The 16472-nt window shown below is 65.0% G+C and carries 15 protein-coding genes; 8 read left to right on the top strand and 7 right to left on the bottom strand.

The genetic code is table 11. The features are described 5' to 3' along the window. Positions 1-111 precede the first annotated feature (111 nt). Positions 112-930 carry a nucleotidyltransferase domain-containing protein gene (locus ACPEE1_RS16605; RefSeq protein WP_232539567.1) on the top strand — a complete coding sequence of 273 codons (819 nt, stop codon included), beginning with the start codon at positions 112-114 and terminating at the stop codon, positions 928-930. Here the strand turns inward: ACPEE1_RS16605 and ACPEE1_RS16600 are convergent, their stop codons facing one another. Next, entirely contained in the window at positions 931-1839 is a 909-nt protein-coding gene (locus ACPEE1_RS16600; RefSeq protein WP_423933974.1) for a LysR family transcriptional regulator, read from the bottom strand. A 180-nt stretch (positions 1840-2019) separates the two neighbouring features. On the opposite strand from ACPEE1_RS16600, the gene ACPEE1_RS16595 reads away from it, so the two are divergent. The 3 genes from ACPEE1_RS16595 to ACPEE1_RS16585 all read left to right on the top strand — a co-directional run bounded on the left by ACPEE1_RS16595 (position 2020) and on the right by ACPEE1_RS16585 (position 5973). Next, positions 2020-3726 (top strand): acyl-CoA dehydrogenase family protein, encoded by a 1707-nt coding sequence (locus ACPEE1_RS16595; RefSeq protein WP_116924961.1) that lies wholly within the window; start codon positions 2020-2022, stop codon positions 3724-3726. A gap of 82 nt (positions 3727-3808) precedes the next feature. Continuing rightward, positions 3809-4804 carry a Bug family tripartite tricarboxylate transporter substrate binding protein gene (locus ACPEE1_RS16590; RefSeq protein ID WP_116924962.1) on the top strand — a complete coding sequence of 332 codons (996 nt, stop codon included), beginning with the start codon at positions 3809-3811 and terminating at the stop codon, positions 4802-4804. A gap of 26 nt (positions 4805-4830) precedes the next feature. Then, positions 4831-5973, top strand: a complete 1143-nt coding sequence (locus ACPEE1_RS16585; protein WP_423933970.1) for a CaiB/BaiF CoA transferase family protein — start codon at positions 4831-4833, stop codon at positions 5971-5973. A 75-nt stretch (positions 5974-6048) separates the two neighbouring features. On the opposite strand, the gene ACPEE1_RS16580 is transcribed toward ACPEE1_RS16585, so the two are convergent. Together ACPEE1_RS16580 and ACPEE1_RS16575 are read right to left on the bottom strand one after the other, a co-directional pair. After that, complete coding sequence (locus ACPEE1_RS16580) at positions 6049-6759, bottom strand: DNA/RNA non-specific endonuclease (RefSeq protein WP_423933967.1); 711 nt, start codon at positions 6757-6759, stop codon at positions 6049-6051. Positions 6760-6853: 94 nt separating this feature from the next. Next, the gene (locus tag ACPEE1_RS16575; RefSeq protein ID WP_260719155.1) at positions 6854-7753 is read right to left on the bottom strand and encodes a LysR family transcriptional regulator; all 900 of its coding nucleotides are present in this window, start codon (positions 7751-7753) and stop codon (positions 6854-6856) included. A 234-nt stretch (positions 7754-7987) separates the two neighbouring features. On the opposite strand from ACPEE1_RS16575, the gene ACPEE1_RS16570 reads away from it, so the two are divergent. Then, complete coding sequence (locus ACPEE1_RS16570) at positions 7988-8788, top strand: IclR family transcriptional regulator (RefSeq protein WP_021027677.1); 801 nt, start codon at positions 7988-7990, stop codon at positions 8786-8788. A gap of 42 nt (positions 8789-8830) precedes the next feature. On the opposite strand, the gene ACPEE1_RS16565 is transcribed toward ACPEE1_RS16570, so the two are convergent. Together ACPEE1_RS16565 and mutS are read right to left on the bottom strand one after the other, a co-directional pair. Next, the gene (locus ACPEE1_RS16565; protein WP_116924966.1) at positions 8831-9655 is read right to left on the bottom strand and encodes a proteasome-type protease; all 825 of its coding nucleotides are present in this window, start codon (positions 9653-9655) and stop codon (positions 8831-8833) included. After that, positions 9652-12243, bottom strand: a complete 2592-nt coding sequence (gene mutS / locus ACPEE1_RS16560) for a DNA mismatch repair protein MutS (RefSeq protein ID WP_182345279.1) — start codon at positions 12241-12243, stop codon at positions 9652-9654. The genes ACPEE1_RS16565 and mutS overlap by 4 nt, the downstream gene beginning before the upstream one ends. Positions 12244-12806: 563 nt before the next feature. Here mutS and ACPEE1_RS16555 point away from each other — a divergent pair. Next, on the top strand, positions 12807-13175 hold the full coding sequence (locus tag ACPEE1_RS16555; RefSeq protein ID WP_423933962.1) for an RcnB family protein: 369 nt from the start codon (positions 12807-12809) through the stop codon (positions 13173-13175). A gap of 83 nt (positions 13176-13258) precedes the next feature. On the opposite strand, the gene ACPEE1_RS16550 is transcribed toward ACPEE1_RS16555, so the two are convergent. Next, positions 13259-14170 carry an inositol monophosphatase family protein gene (locus ACPEE1_RS16550; protein WP_423933959.1) on the bottom strand — a complete coding sequence of 304 codons (912 nt, stop codon included), beginning with the start codon at positions 14168-14170 and terminating at the stop codon, positions 13259-13261. A 162-nt stretch (positions 14171-14332) separates the two neighbouring features. On the opposite strand from ACPEE1_RS16550, the gene ACPEE1_RS16545 reads away from it, so the two are divergent. Beyond that, on the top strand, positions 14333-15145 hold the full coding sequence (locus ACPEE1_RS16545; protein WP_116924969.1) for an RNA methyltransferase: 813 nt from the start codon (positions 14333-14335) through the stop codon (positions 15143-15145). A gap of 39 nt (positions 15146-15184) precedes the next feature. Then, positions 15185-15964, top strand: coding sequence for a serine O-acetyltransferase (cysE, locus tag ACPEE1_RS16540; RefSeq protein ID WP_116924970.1), 780 nt, complete (start codon positions 15185-15187; stop codon positions 15962-15964). 28 nt (positions 15965-15992) lie between these two features. Here cysE and ACPEE1_RS16535 read toward each other — a convergent pair whose 3' ends face one another. Further along, positions 15993-16424, bottom strand: a complete 432-nt coding sequence (locus ACPEE1_RS16535; RefSeq protein WP_116924971.1) for a winged helix-turn-helix transcriptional regulator — start codon at positions 16422-16424, stop codon at positions 15993-15995. Between the last annotated feature and the right edge of the window lie 48 nt (positions 16425-16472).

Here is a 16472-nt window from a genome sequence, read left to right as displayed (position 1 = left end):
GATGCGGGCTGTAAGCAGATGCATTCGCATTGCCTATGCAGCCAGTGCGGCTCGGGTCAGGGCTGGGTCGCACCGGTTCTGGCAAGATCAACGGTTTTGAAGGGAGCGAGCGTGAACCCATCCGAAGCCTGGCAAGAGCAAGTGCACCCCATCGACCCGGCAGTGCGCGCCGACATCGAAGCCAAGCTGGCGCAGATCGAGATCGAGCACCAGGTGCGCATTCTGTTTGCCTGCGAGTCCGGCAGCCGGGGCTGGGGCTTTGCATCGCCCGACAGTGACTACGATGTGCGCTTTATCTATGCACCGCGCCTGCCCTGGTACCTGAGCGTGAGCGAGCAGCGCGATGTGATCGAGCTGCCTATCTCCGATGTCTTCGATGTCAATGGCTGGGAGCTGCGCAAGGCGCTGGGCCTGCTCAAAAAGGGCAATGCCACCTTGATCGAATGGTTTGATTCTCCCGTGGTCTACCAGGCCGATCCGCTGTTTGTGGCCGACATGCGCGCCGCCATCGAGCGCGTGCACCTACCCGAGCGCACGCACTACCACTACCTGCACATGGCGCGCAAAAACTACCGCGAGTACCTGCAGGGCGAGACGGTGCGGCTCAAGAAATACCTCTATGTGCTGCGCCCGCTGCTGGCCTGCCTGTGGCTGGCCGAGGGCCGGGGCGTGGCACCGATGCGCTTTCAGGATCTGGTCGATGGCACGGTCGCTGACCCGGCCGTGCTTGACGCGATTGCGGCGCTGCTGGTGGTCAAGCGCGCGGCCAAGGAGTCCGAGCATGGTGCCGCGATGCCGGTGCTCAATGCCTTTATCGAGACGACCTTGGCGCAGCTGGAAGCCGCCCCCGCGCCGCAGACACCAAGCGTGGACTTTGCGCCGCTCGATGATTTGCTGCTGCGCACCGTGCTGAGCGGCCACACGGGTTGATCAGGCGCCTGGGTCAGGGGCTTGCACGGCCTGCACGGCGGATTGCAGGCTGAGCAGCAGCTTGTGCACCAGCGGGTTGTCTGGCTGGCTGCGCCAGACCGCCAGCAGCTCGGACTGCGGCTGCTCGCCCAAGAGCGGAATAAACACCACATTGGGCATGCCCACGCGCTGCAGCGCGGCGGGCACAATGGCCGCGCCCTGGCCCAGCGATACGAGCGACAGCACCGACAACCAGTGCCGCACCTCATGCCGCACCTCGGGCGCAAAGCCATGGGCCATGCACATCTGGTAGATGCGCTGGTGGTAGAGCGGCGAGACAGCGCTGGAGAACAGCACCAGGCGCTCGTGCTTGAGCTGCGCCAGATCGAGCGCGGCATGGCCCGCCAGCGCATGCGGGCGCGGCAGGCAGGCCACAAAGGGCTCTTGCATCAGCAGCTGGCTGCGCAGGCCTTCGGGCAGCATCACCGAATGCACCAGGCCCATGTCCAGCTCGGCCTGCTGCAGGCCCAGCAGCTGCTCGGCGCTGTTGAGCTCGCGCATGTCGATGCGCACCTGCGGATGCGCGTTCTGAAAATGGGCCAAAGCCTGGGGCACGCCCCGGTAGAGCGCCGAGCCGACAAAGCCCAGGCGCAGATGGCCGCGCACGCCCTGGCCGACATCGCGCGTCTCCTGCGCCGCCTGCCCGGCCAGCGCCAACAGTTGGCGCGCGCGTGGCAGCAGGTGGGCGCCGGCAGCGGTCAGGCGCACGCCCTTGCTGCTGCGCTCAAACAGCGCAGCGCCAATTTCTTCTTCCAGCTGGCGGATGGCGACCGACAGCGGCGGCTGCGAGATGGACAGGCGCTGGGCCGCCCGGCTGAAGTGCAGCTCTTCGGCCAGCGTTGCAAAGTAGTTCAGCAGCCGCAGCTCCATGGGGGCTCCTATCTATATTTAATACGTATCGATAAAGATTTTAATAATATTTGACGCGAATAGCGCTGGCTGCTGAAATGGCGCAAAACCTCGCGACCCGAGCGCGAACCCGCGCACAAAACACGCCTAACCATGCGAGCCGGCAGAGCATCGCCGCCAGCCCGCCATCAGGAGACCCGCATGTCCGCACCGGACCCATCCCAGCGCAGCGCCATGGCGCAGGTGGCGCAAGCCCATGCCCACCCCGTGCCCGATCGCCACGGCAGCAATTTCTACAGCACCGACCCGGCTTTGCAGCAGCTCTTGCAGCTCTACCTGCCCGCCGATCTGCTGGCCCATCTGCAGCCCTATCTGCAGCGCATGGGCGAGCTCGCAGGCGGCCGCATCGATGAGCTGGCCAGCATTGCCGACAAGAACCCGCCCACGCTGGAGCACCGCAGCCGCGCCGGGGAAGACCGCCAGCGCATCATCAAGCACCCGGCCTATGAAGAGCTCGAACGCATTGCCTATGGCGAGTTCGGCCTGCAGGCGATCTCGCACCGCGACGACATGCTGGGCTGGCAGGGCAAGATGCCGCCCATCGTCAAATATGCGCTGACCTATCTGTTTGTGCAGTCCGAGTTTGGCCTGTGCTGCCCCTTGTCGATGACCGATTCGCTCACGCGCACCTTGAAGAAGTTCGGCGCGCCGGAGCTGGTCGCCAAGTACCTGCCGCAGCTGCTGTCGCTGGACTGGGACAGCCAGGCCCAGGGCGCCATGTTCATGACCGAGCAGGCCGCCGGCTCCGACATCTCCAACACCCAGACCCTGGCCCAACCGCAGGCCGATGGCAGCTGGCGCGTGACGGGTGACAAATGGTTCTGCTCCAACCCTGATGCCGAGTTTGCGATGGTGCTGGCCCGTGTCGAAGGCGCGCCCGCTGGCATGAAGGGCATCTCGCTCTTTTTGCTGCCGCGCAAGCTCGATGACGGCAGCCAGAACCACTACCGCATCATTCGCCTCAAGGACAAGCTGGGCACCAAGTCGATGGCCAGCGGCGAGATCCGCATGGAAGGCGCCACGGCCTACCTGATCGGCGAGCAGGGCCGGGGCTTTGTGCAGATGGCCGACATGGTCAACAACTCGCGCCTGTCCAATGGTGTGCGCTCGGCCGGCATGATGCGCCGCGCGGTCGCCGAGGCCGAGTTTGTCGCCAGCGAGCGCGTGGCCTTTGGCAAGCGCCTGCAGGACATGCCGCTGATGCAGCGCCAGCTCGACAAGCTGCGCGTGCCCGCCGAGCAGGCGCGCTCCATGGTGTTCCAGACCGCGCAGACCCTGATGCGCTCGGACGCGGGCGACAAGGAGGCCTATGCGCTGCTGCGCATCCTGACGCCGATGATCAAGTTCCGCGCCTGCCGCGATGCGCGCAAGGTCACAGGTGACGCGATGGAAGTGCGCGGCGGCTGCGGCTACATCGAGGAATGGACGGACCCGCGCCTGGTGCGCGATGCCCACCTGGGCTCCATCTGGGAAGGCACCAGCAATATTGTCGCGCTCGATGTCGTGCGCGCCATCCAGCGGGAAGGCTCGCTGCCGGTGCTGCAGGCCTATCTGCACGGCCTGCTGGCGCATTGCAGCATCAGCGCAGGCTACCGCCAGACGCTGGATGCCGCTCTGGCCCGCGCCAGCGCGCTGGCCGAGCGTGCCGCGCAAGACGGCGGCGCGGTGCTGGCCCGCCAGGCTGCCACCGGTCTGTACAACTGCACCACCGCCATTGCGATGGCCTGGGAAGCCGGCCAGATCGACTCGGCCGAGCGCCTGCGTCTGTCGCAACTGGTGCTGCTGCACCGCGTGTTGCCGCGCGACCCGTTGGCGAGCGACGCCATTCCCGCCGATTGGCTGGACTGAATAACAGATACGCAGACCGGCAGAGACACCCCCATCAATACGCAGGCAGCAGACCTGCATCCCTCAATACATGGAGACAAACATGCAAAAATTTTCCTTGAACACGGCGGCGCTCGCCCTCGCATGCCTGGCCGGGCTGGGTGGCGTGGGCATCGCCTCGGCGCAAGCCGCTGACAAATTCCCCGACCGTCCGATCATGTTCACCGTACCCTTCCCACCGGGCGGCCCCACCGATGCGATGGCCCGCATTCTGGCGACCGAGCTGACGCGCGAGCTGGGCCAGAGCGTAGTGGTGGAGAACCGCGCGGGCGCAGGCGGCAATATCGGCGCCGAGTATGTGGCGCGCGCCAAGCCCGATGGCTACACCATCATGTTCGGCACCTCGGGGCCGCTGGCGATCAACAAGAGCTTGTACAAGTCGATCAGCTACGACCCGCGCACCAGCTACGCGCCCATCATCTATGTGGGCTACCTGCCCAATATCCTGGTGGTGAAGGCCAGCCTGCCAGCCGACAACGTGCAGGGCCTGATCGCGCTGGACAAGGCCCAGCCCGGCAAGCTCAATTTCGCGTCATCGGGCAATGGCGCTTCGTCGCACCTGGCCGGGGTCATGTTCAACAACCTGGCGGGCACCAAGCTGCAGCACATTCCCTACAAGGGCACGGGCCCGGCGCTCAATGATTTGCTGGCGGGACAGGTCGACATGAGCTTTACCGATATCCTGACGGCCATGCCCTATATCAAGGCAGGCAAGGTCAAACCGCTGGGCGTAGCCACCGCGCGCCGCTCCAGCGCCTTGCCCGACATTCCCACCGTGGCCGAGCAGGGCATGGCCGGGTATGACGTGGGTGTTTTCTTCGGTGTCGTCGCCCCCAAGGGCACGCCGCCCGAGCGTGTGCAGGTGCTCAACCAAGCCTTCTCCAAGGCGCTGGATTCGGACAGTGTGAAAAAGGCCTTTGCCGCGCAGGGCCTGGAGGCATCACCGGACCGGTCGCCCGCCTATCTGGGGCGCTTTATCGGTACTGAAGTAGACAAATGGCAGGCAGTGGTGCAGCAGTCGGGTGTGACGCTGGACTGATACAACGGAAAACGGAAAAACGGACCATGACAACAACACAGGCGGCCCAAGCAGGCGCTTTGCAGGGCATCAAGGTGCTCGATCTCTCGCGCATTCTGGGCGGGCCGCTGTGCGGCCAGATCCTGGGCGACCATGGCGCCGATGTGCTCAAGGTCGAGCCGCCGCAAGGCGACGATACGCGCAGCTGGGGCCCGCCGTTTCGCGAAGGCGTGGCCTCGTACTACCTGGGTCTGAACCGCAACAAGCGCGTGCAGTTCATGGACTTGGCGAGTGCCGAAGGCCAGGCCCAGGTGCGCGCTTTGATGGCGCAGGCCGATGTGGTGGTCGAGAACTTCAAGACCGGCACGATGGAGAAATGGGGCATTGGCTACGAGCAGATGCAGCAGCAGTTTCCGCACCTGGTCTGGTGCCGCGTCACCGGCTTTGGCGCCGATGGCCCGCTGGGCAGCCTGCCCGGTTATGACGCGGCCATCCAGGCCATGGCCGGGCTGATGAGCATCAATGGCGAGGCCGACCGCGACCCGCTGCGTGTGGGCCTGCCGGTGGTCGACATGGTCACCGGCCTCAATGCCGTCATTGGCGTGCTGCTGGCGCTGCACGAGCGCAGCCGCAGCGGCCTGGGCCAGCTGGTCGATGCCTCGCTGTACGACGCGGGCATCTCGCTCTTGCACCCGCATGCCGCCAACTGGTTCATGAACGGCAAGATCCCCGGCCGCTCCGGCAATGCCCACCCCAATATCTACCCCTACGATGTGGTGAACACCGGCAAGGCGCCAATCTTTCTGGCCGTGGGCAATGACCGCCAGTTCCGCCTGATGTGCCAGCACCTGGGGCAGGAGGCCCTGGCCGATGACACGCGCTTTGCCACGGCCGGCCAGCGCTCGGTCAACCGCGATGTGCTCAAGCCGCTGCTTGAAAAAGCCTTTGCCGCGCATGACGGCGTGCAACTGGCCCAAGACCTGATGGCCATTGGCGTGCCTGCCGCGCCGGTGCTGAATGTGGAGCAGGCCTTGCAAGCCCCGCATACCGCGCACCGCGAGATGGTCGTGAAGATGGGCGACTACACCGGCCTGGGCGCCCCGGTCAAGCTCAGCCGCACGCCCGCGTCCTACCGCTTTGCGCCGCTGAGCGAAGGCACGGCGTTTTTGGATGCGGCCAACGACCACTGAGCCGCACCATTCACCCGCGAAGGCCCATGTCTGCGCATTGCAGCATGGGCCTTTTTTCTGAGCCAGGGACTGTGCTCAGTCCAGCAGGCGAATGCCCGTGCGCTGCACAAACTCCGCGTAGCTGAGGGGCTTGCCCGCCTTGGCCGATGGCTGGTTGTCCTGCAGATGCACCCAGCGCTGGCCGGTCGCTGGGTCGTAGACCATCTTGAACACGGCATCGGGCACCCAGACCTGGCCGTCACCGATGGTGCGGTGTTGCTTGCCAAAAACCGGGCCAGTGATGACAAAGACATCGCCCTTGGCGCGGCGGATATAGCGGCGCGTGTCCTGCTCGATCTGCGACCAGGGCTTGCCGTTTTGCGTCGGGTCCTGCGGCACCATATTCGCCAGCGAATAGCTTTGGGCCTTGCCGAACTTGGTGCTCATGTCACCGGCCGCAGCCATATGGCCACGGCTGAGGCCCGAGCGCCGGTAGTCCGACAACTGCGCGCGTTCGCGCGCGGGCAGACGGGCTTCTTCGTAGAACTTGTCGCTGCGCTTCAAGTCCTTGGCCTGGTCCAGCATGCGGGCGTTCAGGCGCTGGGCCACAAAGATCGGCGTCTTGGTCTGGCCCGAATGCAGCACGGCAAACTCTTCAAAACACAAAGGACGCAAGTGGCCGTAGGCACTGGTGCTGGGCGGCTTGCCCGAGAAGAACTGCGGGCAGTCATCAAAGCCTGCAGCCAGGGCAGGGGCGGCGGCGCACAGCAGCGCTGGCGCCAAGTAAACAGAGAGGCGGGAAAACATAAGCGCGCAAGTGTTGCACAAGATGGGCCCGCCGGGGACAAAGGCCGGGCAGGCCGTCGGCTATGCGGGCCGTGGATGGCGCTCGCTGCAATGCCTAGTGGGCCGCTTCCTGCAAAAAGGTCCATAGCTGCAGCGCCTGGGGCGGCAGCTGGGCGGGGTCGCGGCAGGCCAGCACCAGCTGGCGTGCGGCCCAGTCGGCGCTCAGCGGCCGCAGGCGCAGCCGGGCCTGGGGCCAGCGCAGGGTGGCGCATTCGGCAGCGGTGCGCGGCACCAGCGCAGCGCCCAGGCCCATCGCGACCCAGTCGCACAGGGCTTCGAGGTGCGGGGCCAGCGCGCGGTAGCGCAGCGCCACGCCCGCCTGCAGTGCCTGCGCGGCCATCAGCTGGTGCAGCGCATGCTGGGGCAGCAGGCCCAGGAGCGCAATGTCCTTGAGGTGGTGCAGTTGCACATCCTGGGGCAGGGCGGCCAAGAGGCGCGTCGTGCCCAGCAGCACCAGCGGGTCATCGCGCCAGACCTGGGTGTGCAGGCTGCCCGCAGGTACGGCGTTGGAGAGCACGCCCATATCCGCCTCACCGGCCATCAGCGCGCGCGCAATCGCATCGCTGGTGCATTCGCGCAGCTCCAGGCGCAGCTGCGGGTTGGCTTGCATAAAAGCGCCCAGCGGCGCAATCAGGTGCTCGCTGATCGCCGAAGTGTTGGCCAGCAGCTCAATGCGCGTGCCCAGGCCCTGGCCAAAGGCCTGCATGTCGCCGGCGAGCTGCTCCATCTGCAGCAGCATGCGGCGGGCATGGGGCAGCAGCACGGCCCCCGCCTCGGTCGCTGTGACCCCGCGCTTGCTGCGGTGGAGCAAGGGCGCGCCCAGCACCGCTTCCATGCCGCGAATGCGCTCGCTGGCCGATGCCAGGGTGATATGGCAGCGCTCTGCCCCCTGGGTGATGGTGCCGGACTCCAGCGTATGGACAAAAAGGCGCAGGTCTTGCAGGTCAAAGCGCATGGCGGGCGGGAAGCGGTGTCGTGGGGGGATGCGCCATGGTAGCGGTCTGCCGCGATGCTGGCTATGGATTTTCCATAGTGATCATTCGGAAGGCATCACCGTTGAAGGGATGGAACCGCATTCCTATGGAAAAGAAGAATGCTTTGGCCTCTGTATGCGTCGAATGGCAGGAGAGCGCGCAGTGCATGCAGCTGGCGACCCTGAACCCTCTTGCGCTGGGGTATGCTACGGCGCATGGCTACTTCGTCTTCTGAAAGCAGTGTTGCCGGCACGGCAGCGTTTTCCAAGTTCATGCGCGTGCTGCAGCTGGTGGCAGATGGCAGCGAGCCGCTGGGCATTGCCGAGATGGCCAAGGCAACAGGTTTTCCGCGCCCGACGGTGCACCGCATTGTGGCGGCGCTGCAGGCCGAGCGCATGTTGGTGGAAGTGGGGAGCACGCGCTGCTGGACCCTGGGCCCGCGCCTGGTACAACTGGCCAGCCGCAGCTGGAGCCGCTCGGGCCTGCGCATGGCAGCGACCCAGGCGTTGCGTGATCTGCGCGATGCCACGCAGGAGACCATCCATTTCGCCGTGCCCTCGGGCCACAGCATGGTCTATATCGAAAAGCTCGAGAGCGACAGCGCCGTGCAGATGTCATCGCGCATTGGCACCAGCGTGAACCTGTACTCCACCGCCGTGGGCAAGGCCTACCTGGCCGCGCTGCCTCCCGGCGATGCCAGTGCGCTGATGGCAGAGCTGAGCTATGCGCCGCTGACGGCGCAGACGGTGGGCGATGCGCAGGCGCTGCAGCAGCAGGTGGACGCAGTGCGCCAACGCGGCTGGTCCACCGATGCGCAAGAAAATGAAGAGGGCATTTACTGCTTTGGCGCTGCGGTGCTGGGGCCGGACGGCAGCCCCGTGGCCGCCATCAGCGTCAGCACCTTGCTGTTCCGCCAGCGCGAAGATGTGCAGGCCGCCTATATCCAGCCGCTGCTGCGCACCTGCCGTGCGATTGCCCAGCAGCTGGCGCAAAACCCCAATCTGGTGCATGGCTGATAGTTTGTGCGCAGGCTGGCGCACTCCGCACCAACTACCGCTTTAGAGCATCACATTTGAATTGGTGATTTTTTTGACCGGCCGGATGGCGCTGTTGTCCGGCTGGATCGATGCGGCCGTATCACCGCTGTCCCAGTGCGGGTCGTCGATGCTGTCAAAGGCCTGGCGCAGCTTGTCACCCCAGGTGTTGCGCACCATGCGGAAGTACTGGTTGAACTCGTCGATGCAGGCGATGTTGTCGCAGGCGAGCTGGTCGGTTTCGTAGACTACCAGGTCCAGCGGCAGGCCCACCGACAGGTTGGATTTGAGCGTGCTGTCCATGGAGACGAGCGCGCATTTGGCCGCTTCATTGAGGGGGGTCTTGGGCGTCAGCACGCGGTCGAGCACGGGCTTGCCATACTTGGCCTCGCCAATCTGGAAGTAGGGGGTCTCGGCCGTGGCCTCGATGAAGTTGCCGGCCGAGTAGACCTGAAAGAGGCGCGGGCTCTCGCCAGCGATCTGGCCGCCAAACACCAGGCTGCAGTTGAAGTCGACGCCAGCGCGCTCGAGCGCCTTGCCATCGCGCTCCTGGATATGGCGCACGGCAGCGCCCAGCACGCGGGTGGCATCGAACATGCTCTTGGCGTTCCAGATGGTGATGGGCGGGCCGCCGTTCTCGTCTTCGAGCTGCTGGGTCTGCAATATCTCGCGCACCGATTGCGAGATCGACAGATTGCCGGCAGACAGCAGCACCATGAAGCGCTCGCCGCGCTTCTCATACACCATCATCTTGCGGAAGGTGCTGATATGGTCCAGGCCCGCATTGGTGCGGGAGTCGGAGAGGAACACCAGGCCGGCGTTCAGCTTGATGGCTACACAATAGGTCATGACTTGTCAGCGAGTCGCTTGAGTGAATACAGTAGATCGAGGGCGTCGCGCGGTGTCAACGTATCGGGTTGCAGCTCGCGCAATTGCGCCTCGACGGCGCTGGGAGTGGGGGTCTCGGCCGAGGCCGGCTGGGCAAACAGGTCCACCTGGGAGTCGCCCGCCTGCTGGCGCGCTTCCAGCGCGGCCAGTGCATGGCGGGCATGGCTGAGCACGGGCGCGGGCATGCCCGCGAGCTTGGCCACCTGCACGCCATAGCTGCGGCTGGCCGGGCCCGGTTGCAGTTCATGCAAAAACACGATGTCGCTGCCCGCTTCGGTCGCGGCCACATGCATGTTGATCGCATGTTTGGCCTTGGCCGGCAGCTCGGTCAGCTCAAAGTAATGGGTGGCGAACAAGGCCAGGGCCTTGGTCTTGTCATGCAGATGCGTGGCAATGCCGCTGGCCAGCGCCAGGCCATCAAAGGTGCTGGTGCCCCGGCCGATCTCGTCCATCAGCACCAGGCTGTTGGGGGTGGCGCTGTGCAGGATCTGCGCGGCCTCGGTCATCTCCAGCATGAAGGTGGATTGGGCATTGGCCAGGTCATCGGCCGCGCCGATGCGGGTGTGGATCGCGTCAATGGGCCCGAGCAGGCAGCGCGTGGCGGGCACATAGCTGCCCATGCTGGCGAGCAGCGCAATCAGCGCCACCTGGCGCATATAGGTCGATTTACCGCCCATATTGGGGCCGGTGATGATCTGCAGGCGCTGCAGGCTCGACAGCCGCGTGTTGTTGGCGATGAAGGAAGCGTTGGAGGTTTCGGCCAGGCGCGCTTCCACGACCGGGTGGCGGCCGGCATCGATGTCGATGCAGGGCTCGGGCACAAACTGCGGCGCGCACCAGTTCAGGGTCAATGAGCGCTCGGCGAGCGCACACAGCGCATCGAGCGAGGCAATCGCCTGGCCCACACGCGTGAGGGCGCTGACATGCGGCTGCAACTGGTCGAGCACCTGCTCGTACAACCATTTCTCGCGCTGCAAGGCGCGTTCCTGGGCCGACAGCGCCTTGTCTTCGAAGGTCTTGAGCTCGGGCGTGATAAAGCGCTCGGCGTTCTTCAAGGTCTGGCGGCGGCGGTAGTCGTCGGGCACCTTGTCCTTGTGGCTGCTGGTGACCTCGATATAGAAGCCATGCACCTTGTTGAACTGCACGCGCAGGTTGCTGATGCCGGTGCGCGCTTTTTCGCGCGTCTCCAGGTCCAGCAAAAAGGCATCGCAATTCGTCTGGATCGCGCGCAGCTCATCCAGCTCGGTATCAAAACCGTTTGCAATCACGCCGCCGTCGCGCACCAGCGCTGCGGGCTCGGGATCGATCGCACGGATCAGCAGCTCCATCGCCTCCAAGGGCGGCTGCAGCGCTTCAAAAATCTCGCCCAGCAGTGGCGCGGGCGCAGCGGCATTGCGCGCCAGCTGCTGGGCCTTTTGCAAGGTCAAACCCAGCGCTACCAACTCGCGCGGGCGCACCTGGCGCAGGGCGATGCGGGCGGTGATGCGCTCCACATCGGAGACACCCTTGAGCTCGGTGCGCAGAATCTGCCACGGCGCTGCCGACAGCGTGTCGCTGTCGCCGCGCAGCACGGCGATGGCGCCCAGGCGCGCACGCGCATCGCTGCGGTCGCGGCTGGGTTCGAGCAACCAGCTCTTGAGCAAGCGGCTGCCCATGCCGGTCTGGCAGGTATCGATCAGCGAGAACAGGGTCGGGCCGTCCTCGCCGCGCAAGGTCTTGACCAGCTCGAGATTGCGGCGTGTGGTCGCAGGCAGGTCGATCAGTGCATCGTCGCGCACCACATGGATGGTCTGCACATGAGGCAGGTTGCGGCCCTGGGTGTGCTCGGCATAGGTCAGCAGCGCGCCAGCGGCCGCATGGGCAGCATACAAGGTCTGCGCATTCCAGGCCTGCAGGCTGGCCGCGCCCAGTTGCTCGAGCAGCTTGCGCTCGCCCAGCTTCTCGTCAAACTGCCAGTCGGGGCGCAGCGCCAGCGGGCAGGTCAGCACGCCGCTGCTGCGCAGCTGGTAGAGCGATTGCTCAAAGCGCTGCGAGGCACCGGCGCTGTAGGCCACTTCGCTGGGCGCAATGCGCGCAATCCAGGCGGGCAGCTCTTCATGCGTGCACTCGGCCAGAAAAATCTTGCCCTGGGTGACGCTGAGCCAGGCCAGGCCACAGCGGGCGCGCTGGGCCTGGTGCACCACCAGCAGCATGGCCTCGGCCTTGTCGCTCATCAGCTCGCTGTCGGTCACCGTGCCGGGCGTGACCACGCGCACCACCTTGCGCTCGACGGGGCCCTTGCTGGCCCCCACTTCGCCCACCTGCTCGCAAATCGCCACCGATTCGCCGAGCTTGAGCAAGCGCCCCAGGTAGTTCTCCAGCGCATGGAAGGGCACGCCCGCCATCGGAATCGGCTGGCCGGCCGACTGGCCGCGCTGGGTCAAGGTGATATTGAGCAGCTGCGCGGCCTTCTCAGCATCGCCATAAAACAACTCGTAAAAATCCCCCATGCGGTAGAACAGCAAGGTGTTGGGGTGGTCAACTTTAGCAGCATGGTATTGCTGCATCATGGGCGTATGCGATGAAAAATCGGCTTTTGTCAGCGTTGGATTTTCCATTGGGTTTGAACTCATCTATTGGTATGGGTTGGTATGCATCCAACTTGGCATGGCATGGGTGATGGGGTTAGCACCGGGCTCATAAAGGCGGGCACCACCGGCGGTGCATCAGGGGGCAGGGTGGCTGCGCCTGTGTGCGTCTGGCCGCTATGCGCATCATACAAGGCTGGCTGGGGGGCGATTGGCCTGGGCGGGGTGAGCATATTAACGCAATTGGCGAATAAAGTTGGCGGTCACTCGCATGCAGCGCATGGAAATATCTGGCAGATCTGCCATGCAAGGAGTTCTCGGCGCGGGCGGACGCCGCAGCGGCAAGCGCCGCTATCTTTGAAGAGATTTAACACCCCGATGCGAATGTAAAGCCCATCGCACCGCCTCGAAAATCTCGGTAAAGCTGCCCGATTCCTACCACCTTGCCCTCAGGCTTGCGCCATCATGGGTTGCAAGCAAGGCGGTTCTGCCTTGTGCTCTACAAGGATAGGAGGTCCTCAATGACAAACGCAACGACAACATGGATGAGCCGTATCGCCGCCGCTGCACTGGTGGCTACGATGGGGGCTGGAGCAGTCGGCGTGCAAGCGCAACCGCGCCCGCCGCAGGATGCGCAGCGCCATGATGACCGGGGTCGTGCGCAGCCCGATCGCCGCCATGATGCGCACCGGCCCGATGCGCGCAACCACCGCGGTGCGGGGCCGGACCACCGCTGGGTCAAGGGCTCGCGCGTGCCGCCCCAGTACCGGGCGCATGGCTATGTGGTCAATGACTGGCGCGGACACCGCCTGAGCTCGCCCCCGCGCGGCTACCACTGGATCCAGAATGGCGGTGACTACCTGCTGGTGGCCATTGCGTCTGGTGTGGTTGCGCAGATCGTGTTTGGCAACTGACAGACAGAGGCGGTTTTCTGATCGCCCAAAGACAAAGCCCACAGGCCTGGCCTGTGGGCTTTGTCGTAGGAGAGTGCGGAAATTTACTCGGCTTGCTCGGCGTCGGGCTCGGCCGGGGTGGCCGCAGCGGGCTCGGCGCCGTCGTCGTTCAGCGCCTGGCGCACGGCAGCCTTGTCGCCTGCGCTGGCAAACTTGCTGTACTTGGCGAGGATGGGCACCAACTGGCCGTAGATGCGGGGCGTGCCGGCCAGCACTTCGCGCTGCTCCAGGAAGTCGGCTTCACCGGTGAAGTTGCCGACCAGGCCACCGGCCTCGGTCACCAGCAGCGAGCCCGCTGCCACGTCCCAGATGCTCAGGCCCGTTTCAAAGAAACCATCGCTGAAGCCGGCGGCCACATAGGCCAGGTCCAGCGCCGCTGCGCCGGGGCGGCGCACGCCGCTGGTGCGCTGCATCACATCGCCGAGCATGGCCATGTACTGCTTGAAGTTGTCGCCCGGACGGAAGGGGAAGCCGGTGGTGATCAGTGTGTCGCGCAGCTGGGTGCGCTTGGACACGCGGATGCGGCGCTCGTTCAGGAAGGCGCCACGGCCACGGGTTGCGGTGAACAGGTCGTTGCGGGTGGGGTCGTACACCACGGCTTGCTCGACGCGGCCGTTCACGGCCAGCGCGATGCTGACGCAGTAGACGGGGAAGCCGTGGATGAAGTTGGTGGTGCCGTCCAGCGGATCGATGATCCAGATGTGGTTGGAGCGGGGGTTGCCGTATTCGTTGCCCGATTCTTCGGCGAGGATGCCGTGGTCCGGGTAGGCGGTCAGCAAGGTCTCGATGATCGCTTGCTCGGAGGCCTGGTCCACTTCAGTCACAAAGTCGTTCACCTGTTTGGTCGATACCCGCACCGATTCCACGTCAAGCGCGGCACGGTTGATGATGGCGCCAGCAGCGCGAGCGGCCTTGATGGCCATGTTGAGCATGGGGTGCAGGGAGGAGGACGACATAAATTGTGTGGGCGTAAGTGGGGCAGCAAAAACGCTGCGAAACGCTGGGGCAAGAGCGGCAAGTAGACCGCGGCCGGCGATGCGGCAGCGACAATAGGGGCTAGATTGTACCTGCGGTCGATTTTTTTCGCTGGTGCATGTCCATTTTTGCTCGACCTGTCTATGAAAACCCGTTTTGTTCTGATCGAAACCAGCCACGCCGGCAATGTGGGCGCCGCCGCCCGCGCCATCAAGACCATGGGTTTCGATGACCTGGTACTGGTGCGCCCGCGCTGGAGCAATGTGCTGCGCAAGGAAGAAACCATCCAGCGCGCCAGCGGCGCACTGGATGTGCTGGCCAACTGCCGCATTGTGGCCACCGTGGAGGAAGCGCTCGATGGCATGAGCCACCTGTGCGCCACCGCGATGACCCCGCGTGACTTTGGCCCGCCCGCGCGCACTCCGCGCGAGCACTTTGCGCTGCTGCTGCAAGGCGCGCTGGCCGCCCAGGCCGGGCCGGGTCCGCTGGATGAAGAGACCACCCCCGCAGCCAGCGACGCCGCAGCCGCCAACCCCAGCGGCGAGAGTGGCGTGGCCTTTTTGTTTGGCTGCGAGCGCTATGGCATGGCCAATGAGGATGTGTACCGCTGCCATGTGGCGCTGTCGATTCCGACCAATCCGGATTTTGGCTCGCTCAACTTGGCCTCGGCCGTGCAGGTGGTGGCCTATGACTGGCGCCAGGCACTGGGCGGCTATGGCGTGAGCGATGTGGCGGCGCGGGGCGAGCGGGCCGATGCGCAGCAGGTGGCGGGCATGCTGGCGCACTGGCAGCAGGCGCTGGCCGAGATCGGCTTTCTGGACCTGGATGCGCCCAAGAAGCTGATGCCCCGGCTCAACCAGATGTTCAACCGCGCGCAACTGACCCAGGAGGAAATCCATATCCTCAGAGGTGTTGCCAAGGCCATGCTGCGCACGGCCGAGGCCACAAAACGCTAGACTGGCGGGCCCTCGAATACTTATATAACCATTGTTTCCATGCTTGACCGCCTGCGCTCCGATATTCAGTGCATCCTCGACCGCGATCCTGCTGCCCGCAGCCGTTGGGAGGTCATCACCTGTTATCCCGGTCTGCATGCGATCTGGATGCAGCGTCCTGCGCACTGGTGCTGGAGCCATGGATTCAAATGGACGGGCCGTTTCATCTCGCACATGGCCCGCTGGCTGACCGGCATCGAGATCCACCCCGGCGCGCAGATTGGCCGCAATGTCTTTATTGATCACGGCATGGGTGTCGTGATTGGCGAGACCGCGGTTGTCGGCGACGGCTGCACCATCTACCACGGCGTCACCCTGGGCGGCACCACGCTCTACAAGGGCGCCAAGCGCCATCCCACCTTGGGCAAGAACGTGGTGGTGGCTGCGGGTGCCAAGGTGCTGGGCGGCTTTGAGGTGGGCGACGGCGCCAAGATCGGCAGCAATGCCGTGGTCATCAAGCCGGTGCCTGCGGGTGCCACCGCCGTGGGCATCCCCGCGCGCATCATTGCCTCGCGCCAAGGCGCCAGCGCCGATGTGACCGAGGCCCAGCCTGAGCAGAAGTTTGCCGCCTACGGCGTGACGCAGGAAGACGATCCTCTGTCCAAGGCCATGCGCGGCATCATCGACAGCGCGGCTGGCCATGAGCAGCAGATCACCATGCTCTGGGCTGCCATCGAGAAGCTGTCGCTGCAAAGCAAGCTGGGCGATTGCGTGCCTTGCGATGCGCAGCGAGAGACAGAATTTGAAGCCCAGAAGCTGAGCGACCTGGTCGGCAAGTAAGGCCCTGGCCTGTCTTGCTAATAAGCGGCTAGCCCAGCTTGCGCACCATGGCGGCGCTGGGCGCCAGCACCTGGCCGTCGGCGGTTTGCGGCTGCATGCGCGCCACGGGTTTGCCGCTGGCTTTTTCCACCAAACTCGAATGCGCCTCGCCCGGCGCAAACAGCTGGTCCTCGCCCCATTGCCTGAGCGCCACCACCACCGGGAACAGGCCCAGGCCCTTGGCCGTCAGCGCATATTCCTGGTAGGCACTGCCGTCGGATGCGGGCTGCGTCTGCAGCACGCCCGCGTCCACCAACTTGCGCAAGCGGTCGCTCAGGATATTGCGCGCCATGCCCAGGTTGCGCTGCAAATCGCCGAAGCGCTGCACGCCGTCAAAGGCATCCCGCACGATCAAGAGCGACCAGCGGTCGCCAATGGTATCGAGCGCTCGCGCAACGGGGCAGGGCTCAGGCTGGGTCATGCGGTGTCCTCCAAGTTTTCATTTGAGTTGCATTTTAAAACTGGAATG

It is taken from the genome of Comamonas sp. 23, assembly GCF_049601575.1.
Taxonomy (GTDB): domain Bacteria; phylum Pseudomonadota; class Gammaproteobacteria; order Burkholderiales; family Burkholderiaceae_C; genus Comamonas; species Comamonas squillarum.
Note: the sequence above shows the minus strand (reverse complement) of the source record. Positions and strands in the feature narration are given on the sequence as shown.